This is a genomic window from Thiohalobacter sp. COW1, assembly GCF_016629505.1.
Lineage (GTDB): Bacteria > Pseudomonadota > Gammaproteobacteria > Thiohalobacterales > Thiohalobacteraceae > Thiohalobacter > Thiohalobacter thiocyanaticus_A.
On sequence record NZ_AP024239.1, the window covers coordinates 16544 to 36177 of the forward strand.

The 19634-nt window shown below is 66.2% G+C and carries 13 protein-coding genes and 1 pseudogene; 2 read left to right on the plus strand and 12 right to left on the minus strand.

The annotated features are described in order from the left end of the window. Positions 1–10 precede the first annotated feature (10 nt). From COW1_RS00065 to mutS, 11 genes are all read right to left on the minus strand, one after another. Positions 11–196: a hypothetical protein gene (locus COW1_RS00065; protein WP_201344978.1), complete on the minus strand. Its 186-nt coding sequence runs from the start codon at positions 194–196 to the stop codon at positions 11–13. Between the two features lie 170 nt (positions 197–366). Then, positions 367–3261: a PD-(D/E)XK nuclease family protein gene (locus COW1_RS00070; protein WP_201344979.1), complete on the minus strand. Its 2895-nt coding sequence runs from the start codon at positions 3259–3261 to the stop codon at positions 367–369. A gap of 185 nt (positions 3262–3446) precedes the next feature. Continuing rightward, positions 3447–3770: a ferredoxin FdxA gene (fdxA, locus tag COW1_RS00075; RefSeq protein ID WP_096366865.1), complete on the minus strand. Its 324-nt coding sequence runs from the start codon at positions 3768–3770 to the stop codon at positions 3447–3449. Positions 3771–3855: 85 nt separating this feature from the next. Then, positions 3856–4908, minus strand: a complete 1053-nt coding sequence (locus tag COW1_RS00080; RefSeq protein WP_096366864.1) for a PleD family two-component system response regulator — start codon at positions 4906–4908, stop codon at positions 3856–3858. 13 nt (positions 4909–4921) lie between these two features. Continuing rightward, positions 4922–5953 (minus strand): chemotaxis response regulator protein-glutamate methylesterase, encoded by a 1032-nt coding sequence (locus COW1_RS00085; protein ID WP_096367604.1) that lies wholly within the window; start codon positions 5951–5953, stop codon positions 4922–4924. 166 nt (positions 5954–6119) lie between these two features. Then, positions 6120–8831 (minus strand): hybrid sensor histidine kinase/response regulator, encoded by a 2712-nt coding sequence (locus tag COW1_RS00090; RefSeq protein WP_201344980.1) that lies wholly within the window; start codon positions 8829–8831, stop codon positions 6120–6122. Further along, positions 8828–9517 carry a chemotaxis protein CheW gene (locus COW1_RS00095; RefSeq protein ID WP_201344981.1) on the minus strand — a complete coding sequence of 230 codons (690 nt, stop codon included), beginning with the start codon at positions 9515–9517 and terminating at the stop codon, positions 8828–8830. The genes COW1_RS00090 and COW1_RS00095 overlap by 4 nt, the downstream gene beginning before the upstream one ends. Next, entirely contained in the window at positions 9514–10785 is a 1272-nt protein-coding gene (locus COW1_RS00100) for a protein-glutamate O-methyltransferase CheR (protein WP_201344982.1), read from the minus strand. Before COW1_RS00100 ends, COW1_RS00095 begins: the two co-directional genes overlap by 4 nt. Next, positions 10776–11240 (minus strand): chemotaxis protein CheW, encoded by a 465-nt coding sequence (locus COW1_RS00105; RefSeq protein WP_201344983.1) that lies wholly within the window; start codon positions 11238–11240, stop codon positions 10776–10778. The genes COW1_RS00100 and COW1_RS00105 overlap by 10 nt, the downstream gene beginning before the upstream one ends. A gap of 18 nt (positions 11241–11258) precedes the next feature. Beyond that, a complete protein-coding gene (locus tag COW1_RS00110) occupies positions 11259–13277 on the minus strand; it encodes a methyl-accepting chemotaxis protein (protein ID WP_197702951.1) in 2019 nt (672 codons plus the stop codon). 436 nt (positions 13278–13713) lie between these two features. Then, positions 13714–16287 carry a DNA mismatch repair protein MutS gene (gene mutS, locus COW1_RS00115; protein ID WP_242466460.1) on the minus strand — a complete coding sequence of 858 codons (2574 nt, stop codon included), beginning with the start codon at positions 16285–16287 and terminating at the stop codon, positions 13714–13716. A gap of 213 nt (positions 16288–16500) precedes the next feature. Here mutS and COW1_RS00120 point away from each other — a divergent pair, with 213 nt between their 5' ends. Further along, complete coding sequence (locus tag COW1_RS00120; protein ID WP_201344984.1) at positions 16501–17802, plus strand: site-specific integrase; 1302 nt, start codon at positions 16501–16503, stop codon at positions 17800–17802. A 383-nt stretch (positions 17803–18185) separates the two neighbouring features. Here COW1_RS00120 and COW1_RS00125 read toward each other — a convergent pair whose 3' ends face one another. Further along, the gene (locus COW1_RS00125) at positions 18186–19265 is read right to left on the minus strand and encodes an IS5 family transposase (protein WP_201344985.1); all 1080 of its coding nucleotides are present in this window, start codon (positions 19263–19265) and stop codon (positions 18186–18188) included. 132 nt (positions 19266–19397) lie between these two features. Between COW1_RS00125 and COW1_RS00130 the strand changes: the two are divergent. After that, a pseudogene (locus tag COW1_RS00130) lies at positions 19398–19502 on the plus strand (DUF4400 domain-containing protein); the annotation flags it as partial. Positions 19503–19634: the final 132 nt, after the last annotated feature.

Consider the following 19634-nt stretch of genomic DNA (forward strand, 5'->3'; position numbering starts at 1 on the left):
AGAGCATACGTCAGCCCCGCAGGCCGGTAAACTCGGCGGCGGAATGTCGGCGGCAGCGGCGTATTTCCGCCGCGTGAGAGCGGGGATCGCAGCCGCCGACAACAGCCGTTTCGGTTAAAAATATATTAAAAACAGCAAATAAAGTATTATTCCTGGGATGATACGCCAGCTTTGGCACGGAATTCGCTTGTTTCATGGCGAAACACAGTACAGGGACAACTGTGCAAGCCAGGGGAAGCAACAGGGACAGGTCCGGGACGGACAGGATTACAGGGAAGTAAGGGGACAGGGATGCCCGTGGGAAGGGCGGCCATGCGGCCGCCCTTTTTCTTTGTCAGTCAGGCCGGCCGGGCGCGGCAGACCCCATCATTCCGGCGCCTGCCCCGTCTGTTGATCCCACAAGGCTTTCCGGCACAGGCCGTCGTACTCGCAGCGCCGGCAGGTCTGTTCGTCGCCCCAGGCCGGCAGGTCGGCGCCGGCATCGATCTCTGCCGTCACTGTCTCCAGGCGTGTCTGCACGGCCCGGCTGAGTTGTTCCAGGTCCTCGTCCGCGAGCGCGACCCGGTCCTGCATCCTCCTGTCCTTGTCATCCAACGGCAGGTAACTGCTGCGCGCCACCGGCTGTTCCAGCAGCAGCCGGTAGAAGGGCAGCTGCACCGCCTCGCCGCTTGCCACCTGTTCCGCGTCCGGGGTCCGGCCGGTCTTGTAGTCGATGATGGCCAGGCCGTCGGCACCGCGATCGAGGCGGTCGAGGCGGCCGCGCAGCACCAGGTCCGGACCCAGCGTCCGGTCGATGCGCTGCTCCACCGCCTCGACCTGCCAGTCGCGGGCCCGTTCGATCTGCCAGTCGATATAGGCGGGAATGCGCTCCTGCCAGCGCTTGAGCCAGCCGCGGTGCTGGAAATTGTCTTCCAGATCGCGGGCGAACACCGCCTGGCTGATTTCATCGAGCAGGGTGATGGCCGCGTCCCGGTTGGCCGCGGTGAGCGGTTCGGGGAAGGGGCCGGGCAGCCCCCGCACCCGGCCGTGGAAGGCCTCCAGACATCTGTGCACGCGCTCGCCGTAATCCTGTTTCTGCAGTGCCTCGCGGATGGCCTCGGGCGGTTTCAGGCCCAGGCCGTCCGCGGCAAACCAGGCATAGGGACAGTCGATCAGGCGCTGGTGGCTGCTGGCGCTGACCCGGGGCGGGCGCAGGCCCGCGGGCAGGATCGGGCGCGGACGGTCCGGCGGTTCGGGCAGCGGCGGCGGGGCGGCGGGGCGGACCCGGCTGGCGGGCTGGTCGAGCGCGGCGGCAAGCCCGGTGTCTTCCAGGTCGTCATTCCAGGCCAGGCGGTGGAAGCCCTGCAGCAGTTCCAGCCAGGGGCTGGGCAGGACCGGCTCGCCCTGATCCTCGCGCCGGTGGGTGAGCAGGACCTGCCCGGCAGCGCCGAGCAGGCAGCGGAACAGGGCGAAGCGCCGGTCCAGGCGTTCGCGCCACACAGGCAGGCCCAGTTCGCGCCGTACCCGGTCGTTGAAGAAGGGGCCGGTGGGCGGACCGCCGGGCAGATGCCGGGCATCGCAGGCGGCCAGGATCAGCCCGTCGAAGCGCAGGCCCTGGCTCTGCTCCAGCGACAGCAGCCGCACCGGGCCGCCGGTGCCGGGCGGCGTGAAGTGGGCCGTCTCCAGGCTGCGGCCGAACCAGGTGCGGAACTCGGTCCAGTCGAGTGCCAGCGGGGTCAGGTTCACCGCGCTGTGCAGCCGCTCCCACACCCGCAGGATACGTTCGCCCGCCGGGTCCTGCTCCAGGGCGCGCCACACGCCCAGTTCATCCAGGCTGTCGCGCAGGGCCTGCAGGAGTCGTTCGGCGGGATGCCTGCCGGTGAGGCATTCGCGCAGGCCTGCGGCGGCCGACTCCAGCCGGTCGAGCAGGGCGAACAGGCCCTGGTACTCGGCGGCCGGCCAGTCGCCCAGCAGTTCCTGGCGGGTGCCCAGCTGCCGGCGGTAGCGGGGGATGCCGCGGGCGATGCGGCCCTGCAGGATGACATCCTGCTCCAGCCGGTAGACCTGCAGCAGGTGCTGTTCGCGCTCGGCGCCGCTGGCGAAGGGGGATTTGAGGAAATCCAGCAGCGGCCGGTGTTCGAAGTCCTGCTCCACCGATTCCAGCCAGCGCTCCACCACGGTGGCCGCGCTGGTGGTGGACAGGGCCCAGCCGCCGGTATCGTTGAGCGTCACCCCGGCGCGCTCCAGCAGGGCGCGCACCCGCCGCGCCAGGCGCCGGTCCTCGGTGACGATGCCCAGGTTGCGCCGGCCCGCCAGCAGCCACTGGCGGATGCGCAGTTCAATGGCGCGCGCCTCCTGCTCGGCCGAATCGGCACCGAATACCGCCAGCTGCCCCTGCAGCGGGCTTGCCGGATGCGCCGCGGCGAACTCCAGTGCGCGCCGGCGCAGCTCCGGTGCGGTCCCGGTGTCGGCGTAAATGCTGTCCAGACAGCGGGCCGCAGGCGGCGTGGGGCCGGCAACGATGTCGATGCCGGGGCAGAGGGCGTCCAGGGCGGTGTTGTCGCCCTGGCGCAGCCACAGGCAGTCCGGGTGCTGCAGACGCTGCGCCAGCCAGGCGCGTTCGGCGCTGTTGAGATCCGGCTCGCCGACCAGCACCAGCCCGAGTTCATCGGCAGCCGGCACGGCGGCCCGGGCCAGGCACTGCAGCCTGGCCCGGGCCGGATCCTCGACCTGGAGCGCGGCAAGCTGCTCATGCCAGGCCCGCCACAGACGGTGGACGATCCCGGCCTCGCGTTCCAGTGCCGGCGGGGGGCGGCCGGCGATGCGGTAGGCCTGCCCCAGACGCCGGTGAAAGCCGTCCGCATCCGCCAGTTCGACCCGGTTCAGGGTCAACTCCTGGAACAACTCCAGCAGGTGTTCGGCCAGGCGCCAGGTGTCCTCGTCGCCGAACAAGGCCTCGTGGCCGCGCAGGGCCTCGACCAGCGCCAGCAGCCCGGCCTCCCGGCTCCAGACCGGCTGCGGGGCATCCAGGTGGGTGTCGAGGTAGTCGGACAGGGTGAGCAGGCGCGGGCCGAGCAGGCTGCCCGGGCCGTCGGCGGGGAGGGCCGCGAGCAGACGTCGGCGCAGGTCGGAGGCCGCCAGCGGCTGCGGCAGGATGACGCTGAGCCGCGACAGGTCCGGCAGGTGTTCGCCCCAGCGCGCGACGATGGCGTGGGCGGCCGCGGCCAGCAGGTCGGTGTGCCAGGGGTGGCGCTGGACCGTGGATACAGGTGATGTGTGCATGTGCCGACCGCGGTCTGGTAGTCCGGTAGGGTGGGTGAAGCGCAGCGCAACCCATCGCAGTGGCGGCAAACGATGGGTTGCGGCGCAAACGCCTTCACCCATCCTGCGCCTTCAGGCAGTCCGCAGGTTGGGCTTTACTGCGTTCAGCCCAGCCTGCACCTGACGACGACATCCCACGCCGTCTTCTACTTTTCCAGCAGCTTCAGCTTGTCCGGCTTGCCGTTCCATTCGTCGGCGTCGTCCGGCGCGTCCTTCTTCTGGGTGAGCACCGGCCAGTTCTGCGCCAGTTCGGCGTTGAGTTCGAGGAAATGCTCCTGGCCCTCGGGGATGTCGTCCTCGGCGAAGATCGCCTCGGCCGGGCATTCGGGCTCGCACAGGGTGCAGTCGATGCATTCCTCCGGATCGATGACCAGGAAGTTGGGGCCTTCGTGGAAGCAGTCGACCGGGCAGACCTCGACACAGTCCGTGTACTTGCACTTGATACAGTTCTCAACCACGACAAAGGTCATAACGGGCTCCGTAATCAGTTCCGGTCAACGGCCCGTAATGATAGGGGATTACGCAGGGTTTGGCGAGACCGGCCGGGCGGCCGGGTCAGCCCGCGACGGGGATGTCGGACTTGACCACGATGCGGTTGCGGCCCTGGCTCTTGGCCTCGTAGAGGGCGGCATCGGCCTGCTTGAGCAGGTCGTCGGGCAGGCCGCCGCGCGGACTGGCGGTGGCGATGCCGATGCTGAGCGTGATGCGGTCGGAGACCTTCGAGGCCTCGTGCTCGATGTTGAGGTCGTGGATGACCTGCTGCATCTTCTCGGCCACCTGCAGCGCGCCTTCCTCGTCGGTGTCGGGCAGGATCACTGCGAATTCCTCGCCACCGTAGCGGGCCACCAGGTCGGAGGGACGGTGCACGACATGATCGAGTTCGCGCGCCACGACCTTGAGGCAGTCGTCGCCGAGCTGATGGCCGTGGGTGTCGTTGTAGAGCTTGAAGTAGTCGATGTCGATCATGACCAGCGCCAGGCCGGTGCAGTTGCGCAGGGCCCGCTGCCATTCCTTGTCCAGCATCTTGTCGAACTGGCGGCGGTTGGCGATGCCGGTCAGGCCGTCCAGCGAGGACAGGCGCTGCAGCTCGCGGTTGCTTTCCTCGAGCTGGGTGTTGCTTTCCTCGAGCTGGCGCTGGATCTCGCGCAGGGCGTGATAGGCCGCGTCGCGCTCCTTCTGCAGCAGGTAGCTGCGCGAGTGGGCGCGGACCCGGGCCACCAGTTCGATCTTGTCCGGCAGCTTGACCAGGTAGTCGTTGGCGCCGCAGCTGAAGGCGTCGCTCTTGATGGACGGATCCTCCTTGCTGGAGAGCACGATCACGGGGATGTCCTGGGTGACCGGGTTGGCGCGGTAGAAGCGCACCAGCATGATGCCGTCGATCTCGGGCATGACCAGGTCCTGGAGGATGGTCGTGACCTTGAGCTCAGTGGCCATCTGGATGGCGTTGCGCGGGTCCTGGCAATAGTGCAGCTCGATGCCCGGTTCATCCTCCACCATGCGGCGGATGCCCTCGGCCACCATCTCCTGGTCGTCGACCAGCAGCACCACGCACGGCTGATCCGTGTCGGTCTCGCTGGCCTGCGGCTGCATGAGTGCGGATTCCTTCATGAGCTGTGTGATGCTATCCCTTGTTGCGGCTGATCGCCTCTTCAATGGCGACGGCAATCTGATTCAACGGCAGGATTTCACTGGTTGCCTGCAGGTCGGCGGCGGTTTTGGGCATGCCATAGATGGCGCTGGTCTCACGATCCTGCGCGATAGTATGACAGCCGGCCTGTTTCAGGGCCAGCAGCCCGGCGCCGCCGTCGCGGCCCATCCCTGTCAATAAGATACCAACGGCATGATGCGTCCAAAATTGAGCCATGGATTCGAAAAAAACGTTAACCGACGGGCGGTAGGGGTAGTTTTCCGGCTCCCGGGCGTAGCCCAGGCGCTGCCGCTCGTCCATCACCAGATGGGCCTCGCCGCCGCCGGCGACCAGCACCTGGCCGACCCGGACCGGGTCGCCCTGGCGGGCCAGGCGCACCGGCAGGGCCACTTCCTCGTCCAGCCAGCGGGCGAAGCTGGGCGCGAACTGCTCGTCCACGTGCTGGATGATGACGAAGGCGGCCGGGAACCCGTCCGGGAAGGCCGACAGGATGGTGCGGATGGCGGCCGGCCCCCCGGTGGAGGCGCCGATGGCGACCAGGTACTCGCCCCGGTGCGGTACGGCCGGCGGTGGCGGCTGCGGCCGGTCCAGCGGCTGGACCCGCCGCGTGGCCTCGACCAGCCGGGCGATGGTGTCGAGCTTGTAGAGCAACTGCTCCCGGCCCTCCTGTTCGCCCGACAGCCCCAGCACCGGGGTGTTGATCGCGTCCAGGGCGCCCGCGCCCATGGCCTCGAACACCCGGGCGGCGTTGGTGTTCACGCTGGAGGTGACGATGACGATGGCGCAGGCGGCCCGCTGCATGATCCGCCGGGTGGCCTCCACGCCGTCCAGTTCCGGCATGATCAGATCCATCAGGATGATGTCGGGTTTGTCCTGTTCGGCCAGTTCCACGGCCTGGGCGCCGTCCTCGGCCACCCAGGCGATGCGGTAACGGCCGCTGGCCAGGATCAGCTGCTGCAGCACCTGGCGGGCGAGCGGCATGTCGTTGACGATGGCGATACGCAGCATGTGCGGTTAACTCCGTTTAAACAGCAAAAAAGCAACTCAAAAAATCAATACACAAATCTTCAACGTCATTGCGAGGCGCGTAGCGCCGTGGCAATCTCCCACCAGATGATGGGCCGTTTCGAGATTGCCGCGCTTCGCTCGCAATGACGGAACACTATAAGACTCACGGCTCCCCGATCAGGTCCTGCACGGCATCGATCAGGGTGGCGTCCTGGAAACTGCCCTTGGTCAGGTAATAGTCGGCACCGACCTCCAGCCCGCGGGTGCGGTCCTCGTCGCGGTCCTTGTAGGAGACGATCATCACCGGGGTATGTTTCAGGTTCGGGTCCTGCTTGATCTGGCTGACGAACTCGAAACCGTTCATGCGCGGCATGTCGATGTCGCTGATGACCAGGTCATAATCACCCATGCGCACGGCGTTCCAGCCGTCCATGCCGTCGACGGCCACCTCGACCTGGTAGCCGATATTGGCGAGCATGTTGCGCTCGACCTCGCGCACGGTGATGGAGTCGTCCACCACCAGGATGCGCTTGCCGGTCTTGACCGCCTGGTGCGAACGGGCCTGTTCGATCCGGTCCAGACGCCCGCCGGCGATCACCAGGTCGGCCGAGCGCAGCAGATCGTCCACATCCAGGATCAGACAGGGACGGCCGTCTTCCAGTATGGAGCAGGCGGCGATGTCCTTGAGCTTGCCCAGGCGCTGATCCAGCGGGTTGACCACCAGCGTGCGTTCGCCCAGGAACCGGTCGACCACGAAGCCGTAGCGGTCCAGGCGCTCGCCCAGCACGACGATGCAGGCCTCGTCTTCATCCGGCGGCCCCTCGGGCAGGCCCAGCAGCTGGTTGGCCGCCACCAGGCCGATGTGATGATTGCCCAGGGTGAAGTACTGGCGCCCCTCCAGGACCTGGATCTGGCCGCGGTCGAGCTTGAGCGTGCGGTTGATCTGGGCCAGCGGCACGGCATAGGGTTCGCCGGAGATCTCCACCAGCAGCGAGCGCATGACGGAAAGCGTGAGCGGCAGCTGCATGTGGAAGCGCATGCCCCGGCCCGGGTGCGAGACCGCGTTGACCAGGCCGTGCATCTCCTGGACCACGCTGTGCACCACGTCCAGACCGACGCCGCGCCCGGAGATCTCGGTGACCTCGCTGCGGGTGGAGAAGCCGGGCAGGAAGATGAACTCCATCAACTCGGATTCGCTCAGATCCTTCGCCATTTCCGCGCTGACCAGCTGCTTGTCCACCACCTTCTGCCGCAGCAGCTCCAGGTCCATGCCGCGGCCGTCGTCCTCGACGATGATCGACAGCATCCCGGCACTGTGTATCGCCTCCAGACGCAGCCGCGCCTGTTCCGGCTTGCCGGCCGCGGCGCGCGCCTCCGGCGTCTCGATGCCGTGATCCAGGGCGTTGCGCAGCAGGTGATTGAGCGGCGCCTCGATCTTTTCCAGGATGTCGCGGTCGACCCGGGTCTCCAGCCCGCGGATGTCCAGCCGCACCTGCTTGCCCAGCGCGCGGCTGATGTCGCGCACCATGCGCTGGAAGCCATGCACGCCGTCGGCGAAGGGCCGCATCCGGCTGGCCACCACCTCGCGGCTGAGCCGGCCGGCCAGGTTGTGGGTGCGGCGGTCGTATTCCTCCAGTTCACCCAGGCGATCGCTGAGCAGATGCCGGCAGTCGCCGGCCCGGCGCAGGGCGTCGTTGAACAGGTTGCGGCCGAAATCGTCGACCCGGGGCGAGTCCATGTAGTCGCGCAGTCGGTCCAGCAGCCCGATCAGTTCCGACTGATACTGCTTGATGTGCTGCAGGCCGTCGGCGAAGGGCCGCAGCCAGCGCGCCTCGACCTGAACCTCGCCGGCCAGACCCATCAGCCGGTTGAGGCTTTCGCTGGAGACCCGGATGGCACTGTCCGCGGCGTGAGTTGCGCCGCTGCCGGCGGCCGGCTGGGTGGGTTCCGGGCTGGGGGCGGTCGGAGCCGGGGGCTGAACCTCGCGCCCGGCCAGGACGTCGGCCAGCAGGCCGCCCAGTCGGTCGACCTCGCCGGCATGCTGGCGGCACCAGTCACCGATGTCGGGACTCTGGCTCAGGCGCTGCAGCATGTCGGTGCTCTGCAGCAGCACGTCTATCGCCTCGGGACTGGGTTCCAGCCCGCCCTGCTGGGCGGCAACGAAGATATCCTCCATGGCGTGCGCCAGCCGCACTGCGGTGTCGATGCCGACCATGCGGGCCGCGCCCTTGAGCGAGTGGGCCGCGCGCATCAACTGCTCGTGGGCGACACTGTCGCCGGGTGCGGATTCCAGCTGCAGCAATCCGTCCATCAGCATGGCCAGCTGGGCCCCGGCCTCGCCGCGGAACAACTCCAGCATGGCGGGCTCGAGGTTCGCGTCCGGCGCGGCGTCTGCCGCTTGCGCCGCGCCGCCGGAAGCGGCGGACCCGGAGGTGACCGGCGCGGTGGGCTGTGCGCCGGTGGGCGGATCCGTTGCCGCCGCGGCCTCACCGCCCAGGGACTGCACGATGGCGTCGATGGCCGCTTCCTGCTGCTGCAGCCAGGCCGGGTCATCGGCATGGGCGGCGATGCCGCGCACCAGGTCGGTGGCCCGCAGCAGGGCATCGATGTGTGCGGCGGCGGGGGGGCGGCGCCCCTGCTGGGCAGTGACGAACACATCCTCCATGGCATGCGCCAGCCGCACCGCCGGTGCGATGTCCACGATCCGGGCCGCGCCCTTGATGGAATGGGCGGCGCGCATCAGGCCCTCCAGCGGGGCGCTGGCCGTGGGATCCTCCTCCAGCTGCAGCAGGCCCTCGCCCAGCGCCCGGGCATGCGTCTCCAGTTCCGTGCGGAACAGTTCCAGCATCACCGGGTTGATCGACTGGCCGCTCATCGCAGGCTCCGTTCCAGGCTGTGGAAGATCAGGTCGTCGTCGAGGATGCCCACCTGGACCTCGCGCCAGCTCAGGACGCCGCGGGTGTAGGTGCCGCGGGCCTTGCTCAGTGTGGCCGGCGGGCTGTGCAGTTCACTGTCATGATAGCGATGCAGCCCGTGCACTTCGGTGACCGGGAACACATAACGCTTACCGTCGCGCTGGACCTGGATCATGCGATCGCCGATGCCGACGCTGCCCATGCGCGGGGTGTGGTCGCCGCGCTCCAGCCCCAGCAGTCCGCCGAGCGAGACGCACAGCTGCAACTCGCCGCGCAGGTTGACCAGCCCCTTGACCAGGTTGCCGGGTACGTTCGGCAGTCGCTGCACCGGACGGGCGCCGGTGATCTCGTCGACGCTGCGGCCGTTCAGGCCCAGCCATTCGTCGCCCAGCCGGAAGATGAGGGCACTGCGGTTGTGCCGCTGTGCCGCCGCCGGCGGCTCGGCATAGCTGCGGGTGAACTCGGCGCGCACCGACTCGGCCAGCGGGCGTTCCAGCATGCGTCGGCCAGCGCGGGAATAGACCTCGCAGTTGTGACAGTGCATGAGCTCGGCCAGCCGTGGGCAGGGCTCGCCCTTACGGCGCCAGATGCCGATGCGGTTCCAGCAGTCGTCGATGGTGAATTCCCTGTCGGCACGCGTGTTCATCGTGTATTGGCAGCCTCGCGTTGCTGGCAGCGTTCAAGGCGTTCCTGCATGCGTTGCGCCGCCCGGGCCTCGCCGCGGCGCTGCAGCACCAGGGCCAGGTGCAGCATGGCGGGACAGTGCGCCGGATCCAGGTAGATGGCCTGGCGCAGCAGACGCTCGGCTTCCTCGGGCTCGCCGGCGGCATCACGGATCAGTCCCAGCAGATACAGGGCCTGGGCCTGGGCGCCCTGGGCCTCCAGCAGCTGCTCGCACAACTCGGCCGCCTCGACCAGGTGGCCGTCGTCGGCCAGCCGGGTGGCCTGTTCGAGTTGCTCCACGCCCGGGTCGGCCGCGCTCTGCGGCGGCGCGGCCACGGCCTGCTCCTGCTGGTCGATCCAGTGCGGCCGCGGCTGGCGCCGCGGCCTGATCGGCGTGCGCCGTGACCGGCGCGACTGGCGCAGCCGGGGTGCGGCCGGGACTGCGGCGCCGGCCGTTCCGAGTTCGCGGTGAAAACCGAAACTCTGCGGCAGGTTCAGTGAGCGGAAGCCGCGACCGGCGAGCACCCCGGTCTCAGCATGGCCGACGAACAGCAGGCCGTCGCGGCCGAGCAGTCCTTCCAGGATGTCGATCGCCTGCGCCTGGGTCGGGCGGTCGAAATAGATGAGCAGGTTGCGGCAGAAGATCACGTCGTAGGGTGCGCGGTCGCGGCTGAATTCCGGATCGAGCAGATTGCCCTGCTCGAACCGGACCCGGTCGCGGATGTCGGGGTGCAGGTGGTAGCGGTCATCGGTCTGGCGGAACCAGGTGTCACGGTAATCGAGATGGTCGCCGCGGAAGGAGTTCTGGCGGTAGATGCCCAGGCGCGCGGTATCGATGTTGTACCGACTGATGTCCACGCCGTGCACCTCGGTCTGGTCCGGGGCCAGCCCCAGGTTGGCCAGCACCATGGCCAGGGTGTAGGGTTCCTCGCCGGTCGAGCAGGGCAGGCTGAGCAGGCGCAGCCTGCGCTCGCCCGCGCGCGGCAGCCAGTGCTGCTCCAGGTGCCGCTTCAGGGCCTGGAACGGGTGCCAGTTGCGGAAGAACCAGGTCTCGGGGATGACCACCAGTTCGATCAGCTCGCGCATTTCCTCCGGGCTGCTTTCCAGGCGCTGCTGATAGCGTTCGCTGTCGTCGATGTGGGTGCGCCGCATGCGCTCGCGCACGGCGCGCTGGATGGCGCTGGAGCCGATGGAGGCGGCATTCAGCCCCATGGTGTCCTGCAGCAGTTGCTCGATCCGGGTCAGCTGCATGCGGCCGCGTCCCGGAACAGCAGCGCTTCCACCTCGGGGGTGAGCAGCGCATCCGTCTCCACGGCCTGAAGCAGACCGCGTTCATCGCGGGCCACCCGGCCGAGATAATGGGCATCGGGGATCTCCACCCCGGTGTCGGTGAAGGCCTCCGGCGCCAGCGTGAGGGTTTCCACGACCTGTTCGGCCAGCAGGCCCAGCGGCCGGCTGCCGCCGGCCGTGAGCTGGTGGTCGATGACCAGGATGCGGGTGCTGTGCAGGACCCGGCTGGACCGTCCCAGCGTCAGGGCGGTCAGGTCGATGACCGGCACCGTGCGGCCGCGGTAGTCGAACAGGCCGGCCACGTATGCCGGTGCCCGCGGCAGTGGACGCAGTTCCACGAAGGGCACGATCTCGATCAGCCGCCCGGTGTCCAGGGCGTAGCGCTGGGCGTCGAGATGAAACAGCACATGAAGCATGGCGGTTGCCGCTCCCGCTCAGGCATTGAGCCTGATGTGCGAGACGCCTTCCTGCAGCCGGCGCGCCGCCTCGTTGAGTTGCTGGATGGCGCCGTTGGACTGGCGCAGCGACTCGGCCGTCTGCTGCGAGGTCTCGGCCAGCTGCACCATGGCATCGTTGATCTGGTTCGCACCCTGGGCCTGCGACTGCATGCCCTCGTGCACCTCCTCGTAACGCGGGATGAGATTCTCCACCTCCTCGATGATGCGTCCGAGTTGCGAACTGACGTTGCGCACGTCGTCCACGCCGGTGCGCACCTCGGTGGAGAACTTCTCCATGCCCATGACGCCGGCCGAGACCGCCGACTGCATCTCCTTGACCATCTGTTCGATGTCCCAGGTCGCCACGGCGGTCTGGTCGGCCAGGCGGCGGATCTCGGTGGCCACCACGGAAAAGCCCACGCCATACTCGCCAGCCTTTTCCGCCTCGATGGCGGCGTTGAGCGACAGCAGGTTGGTCTGGTCGGAGACCTTGTTGATGGTGGTCACCACGGTGTTGATGTTGGCGGCCTTCTCGCTCAGCACCGCCAGCTTGGAATTGATGGTGTTGGTCGCCTCCAGCATGTGGCGCATGGTCTCCTCCATGCGGGTGAGCGAACTGCGCCCGGCGTTGGCCTGCTCGGCGGTCTTGAGCGCGACGTCGGTGACCTCGTGCATGGTGTTGACGAGTTCGTTGGAAGTGGCCGAGATCTGGGTCACGGTGGCGCGGATCTCGTTGGTGGTGGCGGCCTGTTCGTTCACCGTGGCCTCCTGCTGCTTGGCGGTGGCGGCGATCTCGGTCACCGAGGAGGTCACCTGGATGCCGGCCTGCTGGATGCGGGCGACCAGGCTGTTGAGACTGTCCAGCATGCCCTGTACGCCGCTGGCCAGTTCCGAAATGATGTCGTCGTCGCGATAGATCATCAGCTGGCCGGTGAGGTCGCCGCGGGCGGCCATCTCGACGACTTCCTGAATGAGTTCCACCTTGCCGGTCAGGTCCTCGGCGGCCTGGCGCTCGCGCTCCAGGTTCTCCTTCATCTTGCGGGTCATGCGGTTGAAGGCCTGGCCCAGCAGGCTGAATTCGCGCAGCTGGTCCTCGCGCACCTGGCTGTCCAGATCGCCGTCGGCGCCGCGGCGCATGTCCTGGATCAGGGCATTGACCGGGGCGAACAGGAAGCGGTTGAAGATGCCCAGCGCGATCAGCAGCGCGCCGCCGAACAGCACCACGTAGGCCACGGCGGTCTGGTTGCGCACGTCGAGCATGTTGGCCACCAGTCGTTCCTGCGGCTGCTGGGCACTGAGGGTGAGCAGGGGGCTGCCCGCGGCATCCTGCAGCACGTGCTGCACACTGATGCGCTCGCCCTGCCTGCCGGACTGCCAGTCGGGAGAGCGGTACAGCGGCTTGCCGGTGCGGGTGGCGAGCAGCAGCGGCTGTCCCAGTGCGGCCTCCAGCTGCTGCACGGCGGTGTCCAGTCCGGCCTGGATTTCCAGCCAGGCGCTGCGTTGCGGGGTGCCGGCCGGCAGTGTCAGGCTCAGTACCGGCCCGGTCGGCGTCAGACGCAGCTGGCCGCTGTCTCCCGCCCCCCGACGGGCCTGCAGGGTCTCGGGATCGAGGGCGCCGTCCATGGCCAGTTCACCGCTGCCGGCCAGCGGCTCGCCGTCGGCGGAATAGACGCCGACCCGGTAGCCCTCCAGGCCGGTGGTCTGCCCCAGGTCGTGGATTGACTGCTCCAGATAGGCGGCCAGCCGGCGGCTGCCCATGCCGCTGTTGACCAGGATGTGCTGAAACGCCGGATCATTGCCCAGCGCATGGCCGACCAGACGGGCGTTGCGCTCGAGTTGCTGCAGCAACTGGCTGGCATGGGTCTGCAGCTTGCGCTCACTCAGGTCGGTCTGTTCCGTCAGGGCGGCCGCGCGGTAGCGGTTGCCGGAGTACAGGGCCAGTGCCACGGTGGTGGCGCCAACCAGCAGGATGGTGCCGATGGTGATGGCCTTCAACGAAATCTTGTTCAGTTGCATGACGCGTCCTTGTTGCCGATGGGGGCGACCCCGGGCTGTTGTTGTATCCGGTTTGAGTGGCACTTGTTTGTGCCGCGTCATCCCGCGACGGCAGGGGGCCAGCGTTTGTCGGTTCGGCCGCGCATGGATCCCCGCTTTCGCGGGGATGACGGAGAGACCGAAAACCGGCTGATGCAAGGGCCCTCATGTCCGAGTTGGCAGGTCGGGTTGGCCCGTAAGGGCGTAATCCGACAACATCAGCGGTACCTGTCGGGTTACGCTGGCGCCAACCCGACCTACACCTAAGTTTCTTATTTGAATAGCAAAATGGGTGCCATGCGGGGAGAAAAGGCAGCCGGCTGGAGAATGGTATTGATTTCAGAGGGTTAAGGGGTGACGTGAGGCGCGAGAACGGCGGCTGATGTGACGGTTTCGTGGCGGGTCGGGCGCAGCGGCGTCAGTCCAGCAGGCCCTTGAGCTTGTACAGCACATCCAGGGCCTGGCGCGGGGTGAGCTCGTCGGGCTCGATGCCCTCCAGGGCCTCCAGCAGGGGATGGTCGGCCGGGGTGGAGAACAGCCCCAGCTGGGGGCCGTCGGCCGCGCCGGCGGTGGCCGGTTCGATCGGCTGGGCTTCCAGTTCGCGCAGTCGCTCCCGGGCCTGGCGCAGCACCGGCTGCGGGATGCCGGCGAGCGCGGCCACGTGCAGGCCGTAGCTGCGATCGGCCGGGCCCTCCTTGACCGCGTGCAGAAAGACGATGCGCTCGCCGTGTTCCATGGCGTCCAGGTGCACATTGGCGATGCCGGGGTAGTGCTCCGGCAGCTGGGTGAGTTCGAAGTAGTGGGTGGCGAACAGGGTGAAGGCGCGGATGCGCTGCGCCAGGTCCGCCGCACAGGCCCAGGCCAGCGACAGGCCGTCGTAGGTGCTGGTGCCGCGGCCGATCTCGTCCATCAGTACCAGGCTCTGCTCGCTGGCGTTGTGCAGGATGTTGGCGGTCTCGGTCATCTCCACCATGAAGGTGGAGCGCCCGCCGGCCAGATCGTCCGAGGCGCCGATGCGGGTGAAGATGCGGTCGATCGGCCCGATCACGGCCGCTTGCGCCGGCACGAAGCTGCCGATGTGCGCCAGCAGCACGATCAGCGCGGTCTGGCGCATGAAGGTGGATTTGCCGCCCATGTTGGGGCCGGTGATGATGAGCATCCGGCGCGCGTCGTCGAACTCGACATCGTTGGGCACGAAAGGCCTGTCCATCACCTGTTCCACCACCGGGTGGCGGCCGGCGCGGATCGACAGGCCCGGGGTGGGGGACAGGCTGGGCCGGCGCAGGTCCAGGGCATCGGCGCGTTCGGCCAGGGTGGCCAGCACGTCCAGTTCGGCCAGGCCCTCGGCACAGCCCTGCAGCGTGGCCAGATGCTCGCACAGCTGCTCCAGCAGGCTGTCGTAGAGCGCCTTCTCCCGCGCCAGGGCGCGTTCGCGTGCGCTCAGCACCTTGTCCTCGAACTGCTTCAACTCCGGGGTGATGTAGCGCTCGGCGCCCTTGAGCGTCTGGCGGCGCTGGTAGTCGGCCGGGACCTGATCGGACTGGGCTCTGCTCACCTCGATGTAATAGCCGTGCACCCGGTTGTAGCGCACCTTCAGGGTGCTGATGCCGGTGCGTTCGCGCTCGCGGTTTTCCAGTTCCAGCAGAAACTGGTCGGCATGCTCGCTCAGGCCGCGCAACTCGTCCAGCTCGCTGTCGTAGCCGGCGGCGATGACGCCGCCGTCGCGGATCAGTACCGGCGGCGATTCGATGATGGCGCGGCGCAGCAGCTTGTGCAGCTGCGGATGCTCGCCGATGCGCTGGCGCAGTTCGGTCACCAGCGGATCGTCGCTGGCGCGCAGCTGCTCGCGCAGTGCGGGCAGCTGGCCGAGGCTGTCGCGCAGCCCGGCCAGGTCGCGCGGCCGCGCCGATTTCAACGCCACGCGCGAGAGGATACGCTCCATGTCGCTGATACCGCGCAGGCTGTCCTGGTAGGCGGCGTAATTGCAGTTATCGAGCAGCGCGTCCACGCACTGATGACGCTGATGCAGGCGGGCGGTGTCGCGCAACGGCCGGTGCAGCCAGCGCCGCAGCAGCCGGCTGCCCATGCTGGTGGCGGCGGTGTCCAGCACCCCGAGCAGGGTGTGGCGGCGCTCGCCCGAAGGCGCGCTGTCGAGTTCCAGGTTGCGGCGGCTGGCGGCGTCCAGAATGATGGCGTCCTCGCGCCGTTCGTGGGCCAGGCCGCGCAGATGCGGCAGGGCCGCGCGCTGGGTCTCCTGCACATAGCCCAGCAGACAGCCGGCCGCGCCCACCGCCAGCGGCAGGCCCTGACAGCCGAAGCCGGTGAGATCCCGGGTGCCGAACTGCTCGGTCAGCCGGCGATAGGCGGCCTCGGTGTCGAACAGCCAGGCCGGGCGCTGGCGGCTGCCGGGGCGATCATTCAGCCAGGCGGGCAGGGCCGCGCCCTCCGGCAGCAGCAGCTCACTCGGCGCCAGGCGCTCCAGTTCGCCGGCCAGGGCCTCCTCGCCGGCCAGTTCCTGCACCGTGAAGCGGCCGCTGGCCAGGTCCAGCGCGGCCAGGCCGTAGTCGCCCTCGTCATCGACCGCCACGGCAGCCAGCAGGTTGTCGCGGCGCTCGTCCAGCAGGGCCTCGTCGGTCAGCGTGCCCGGGGTAACGATGCGCACCACCTTGCGCTCCACCGGACCCTTGCTCTTGGCCGGGTCGCCGACCTGTTCGCAGATGGCCACGGACTCGCCCAGCTTGAGCAGCCGGCCCAGGTACTGCTCCACGCTGTGCACCGGCACGCCGGCCATGGGGATAGGCTCGCCGGCCGACTGGCCGCGTCGGGTCAGGGTGATGTCGAGCAGGGCGGCGGCGCGGCGGGCGTCATCATAGAAGAGTTCGTAGAAGTCGCCCATGCGGTAGAAGACCAGGATGTCGGGGTGCCCGGCCTTGATGCGCAGGTACTGCTGCATCATCGGGGTATGTTGTTCTGTTTTTCCTAATGAACTCATGCCGTTATGCTGCTCTACTTATTGAATTATAAGCATTTATAGTTTTTCTTCCGTCTCTTAAGGTCTCATTGTGTCTCACGAAATATCAGCCAATCTCACGAAAAAGTGTAACTTGAAGTGTAACTTTTGTTGGTGTAGCTTTTGTTGAAACCCGAAAAGTTACACTTTTCTCCGTTGCGTCGGACAAACTGACATCGATTCAAGAGGATACCAATGGCAACAGCACAGGGTACCAAACCTCTATCTTCCAGAACAGTGGAGGCGATGAAGCCGGGCGATAAGATCAAGGCCGACACGGGAGAAAACATTGGGTTGCGAGTGAAATGCGGTGTTACCGGGCTAAAGACGTTTTTCTATCGCTATACCAGCCCGATCACCGCAAAGCTCGTTCAGGTGAAAATCGGCAACTTCCCGGACACCTCCCTGGCCGAAGCGAGGTTGAAGCTCCAGGAACTGAAGCAGATTCGCCGCCAGGGGCGCTGCCCGGCATCTGAGGCCAAAGAGGAGAAACAGCAGGAACGGGAGCAAGCCCAGGAGTCGGAGCAGGGACAGGTTGAGTCAGTCGAGAAGGCCTTCACGATTGAGAAGCTCGTAGAACTCTACCTGACCCAATATATCGAAGACCGGAAATCGCCAAGCGGAAAGGTCATCGCCGGTGCACGTAAACCGAAAGGCCAGTCTGAGACGCGCAGAACCCTCTATGGCGATGTGATTCCCAAGTTGGGGGAGATGCCGGCAAATGCCGTCACGCGAAAGGCTGTGGTGGATATGATCATGGCAATCGTTCAACGTGGGGCAAATGTTCAAGCAGGCAATGTACTGAGAGAGCTTTCCGCCGCCTACGAATTTGCGATTGGTCTGGGCTATTTTTCAGATGAGTTTGCAAATCCGGCAATTCTCGCCAAAGCAAGCCTCAGACAGGCCAAGGTGAAACTTACCCATCAACGAGGAAAAAGAGTCCTCTCTGATACCGAATTGGCGACGTTGCTGAAATGGCTGCCCGGCGCTGATTACACCGCAACACAGAAGAATGTTCTTCGATTCACCCTCTGGACAGGGTGTCGTACCGGAGAGGTCTGCAATGCAGCCTGGAAAGACATTGACCTGGAAAAGAAGACATTCCACATAAGGGAGAGCAAGACCGAGGTCGAGCGCTATGTGCAATTGCCCCGTCAAGCGGTGGAGTTTTTGACCGCTCTTCGCCTGACCACTGGAGACTATCCGTTCCCATCCCAGAAAACCCGGCTGCCTATCCAGCAAAAGCAACTAACCGAGCAGGCCTGGCGTATGAGGCAAAGCAACAAGATGGTAGATCTACCGGCCTGGACACCTCATGATCTGCGCAGAAGCGTCAGAACCGGCTTGTCACGCCTGCAATGTCCTAGTGAAGTGGCTGAAGCTGTATTGGGGCATTCACGTAAGGGGATTGAAGGAACCTACGATTTACACCGGTATGAGGCGGAGTGTAGGCAGTGGTTACAGAAATGGGCCGATCATCTGGACTCGCTTATTTAGTAGTTGAGACTCGATCTGACAGTAAGCGTCAAGTTTCAATTGGCTTGGTTAGACACAAGGCGAGCATTCGCGAGGATTGCCCCGAACGCCGAGGTCAGGAAGGCCGTGACAACCTGGCGCGAAGAGGCTGCGCGACAGGGTTTGTCGCAAGCCGAGATCGATCGCATGGCCTCGGCCTTTGAACATGAGGACTTGAAGGCGGCGCTTTCTATGCCTTAACAGGCTGCTGAAAAAATACACACGAAACGAGCACTCATCGCATGACATGCCGATTTTTTCATGGTCCTGCGCATCAAGCGGTGATTTTGCATCGTTTCCCTCATGTTTTTCGCCCCTTTGCAGGGGATTTTCCGCCCAGCGGGCGGACTGCTCCTGTCGCCGGCCTACGCCGGCGCTGTACGCAGCAGGTTGGCCAGGTGCAGCAGGTTGAAGGCAACCGCATTGAAGCGCATCTGGTCGTCGACGTAGGCGGTGCCGCGCAGTTTGGTCTTGCGTATCGTGCCGATGGTCTTCATCCAGCCAAAGCGGGTCTCGATGAGCTTGCGGATGCGCAGGCTGACGGCGTAGCCGGGATGGCGCGTAGTGCGCTCATCAATGGCCGAGCGGCGGTTGGTGTCGTTCTGCGCCACGTGCGGAGTCACGCCCAGCAGGCGCAGCATGTCGACACACTCCGCCGTGTCATAGCCCTTGTCAGCTCCCATCGTCGCACCATGGGACAGATCGATGGCGAAGTCCACCGCGGCATCGCGCTCAGCCGTCCCGGAGGGCGGCGTGACGGTAGTGGCGACGATGAAGCCGTTGCGGTTTTCCATCAGCAGATGGCCCATGTGGCTCAGCTTGGAGGACTGGCCGGCTGCCTTGCGGTAGAGCCGGCACTGCGGGTCGGTGGTGCTTTCATGGGTGTCGTTGGTGCGGGTCTCGCCGCGGAAATCCACTTCGCCGTTGCGTCCCGGTCCGGGCGGCGGTGGCGGGTCATCCTTGCGGCGGAAGCTCTTCATCGAGGCCCACGCCTCGATGAGGGTGCCGTCGACGCTGAAATGCTCGCTGCTGGTCAGTCCCTTGCGCCGGGCCTGGCCCAGCACCTCGGCAAACAGCTTGTGCACGATCTCGGCCTGGAGCAGGCGGTCACGGTTGTGGGTGAACACCGTCGGCACCCAGACTTCATCATCCATCGACAGCCCGACGAACCAGCGGAACAGCAGGTTGTAGTCGATTTGCTCCATCAGCAGCCGCTCGCTGCGGTTGCTGTAGAACACCTGCAATAGCGCGGCGCGAATCAGTTTCTCCGGGGCAATGGAAGGGCGACCGAACTCCGAGTAGGCGGCATCGAAGTCCGCCGACAGGGCGGCCAGACCTTCATCCACCAGCGTCAGTATCGTGCGCAGCGGGTGGTTCTTGGGCACCCGCGATTCTGTCGATACGTAGGAGAACAGTCCTTCTTGCCGAGTGTCCGCGCCGCGCATGGTTTCAGGCTCCGTTATATTGAACTCTCCGATCTGATCGGCTCGGCTGGACAAAGTTCCGGGTGGGGACGTCATTTCGGGACTTTTTCAGCAACCTGTTAATGTCAGGTGAGCAAGGCCTTCTCTGTACGTTTGGTAATACCTGTGTTCTTGTTGTTCAGCTTAGTGGCCTTGGTAAACGGTCTCGTACGGCGGGATCTTCGACGATGGGGAGGCGGGCGAGAAAGTTCTTTTGTCGGCTCTTCCCCGGATCGAGTGGGTAGCTTAGCCTGTTGAGCCATGAGAGACATAGACTTGTACGCCCAGATTCTTGGATTGCGGTCGCCGTGGAAGGTGGCCGATGTGGAGTTGTTGCGTGAGCGGAAGAGG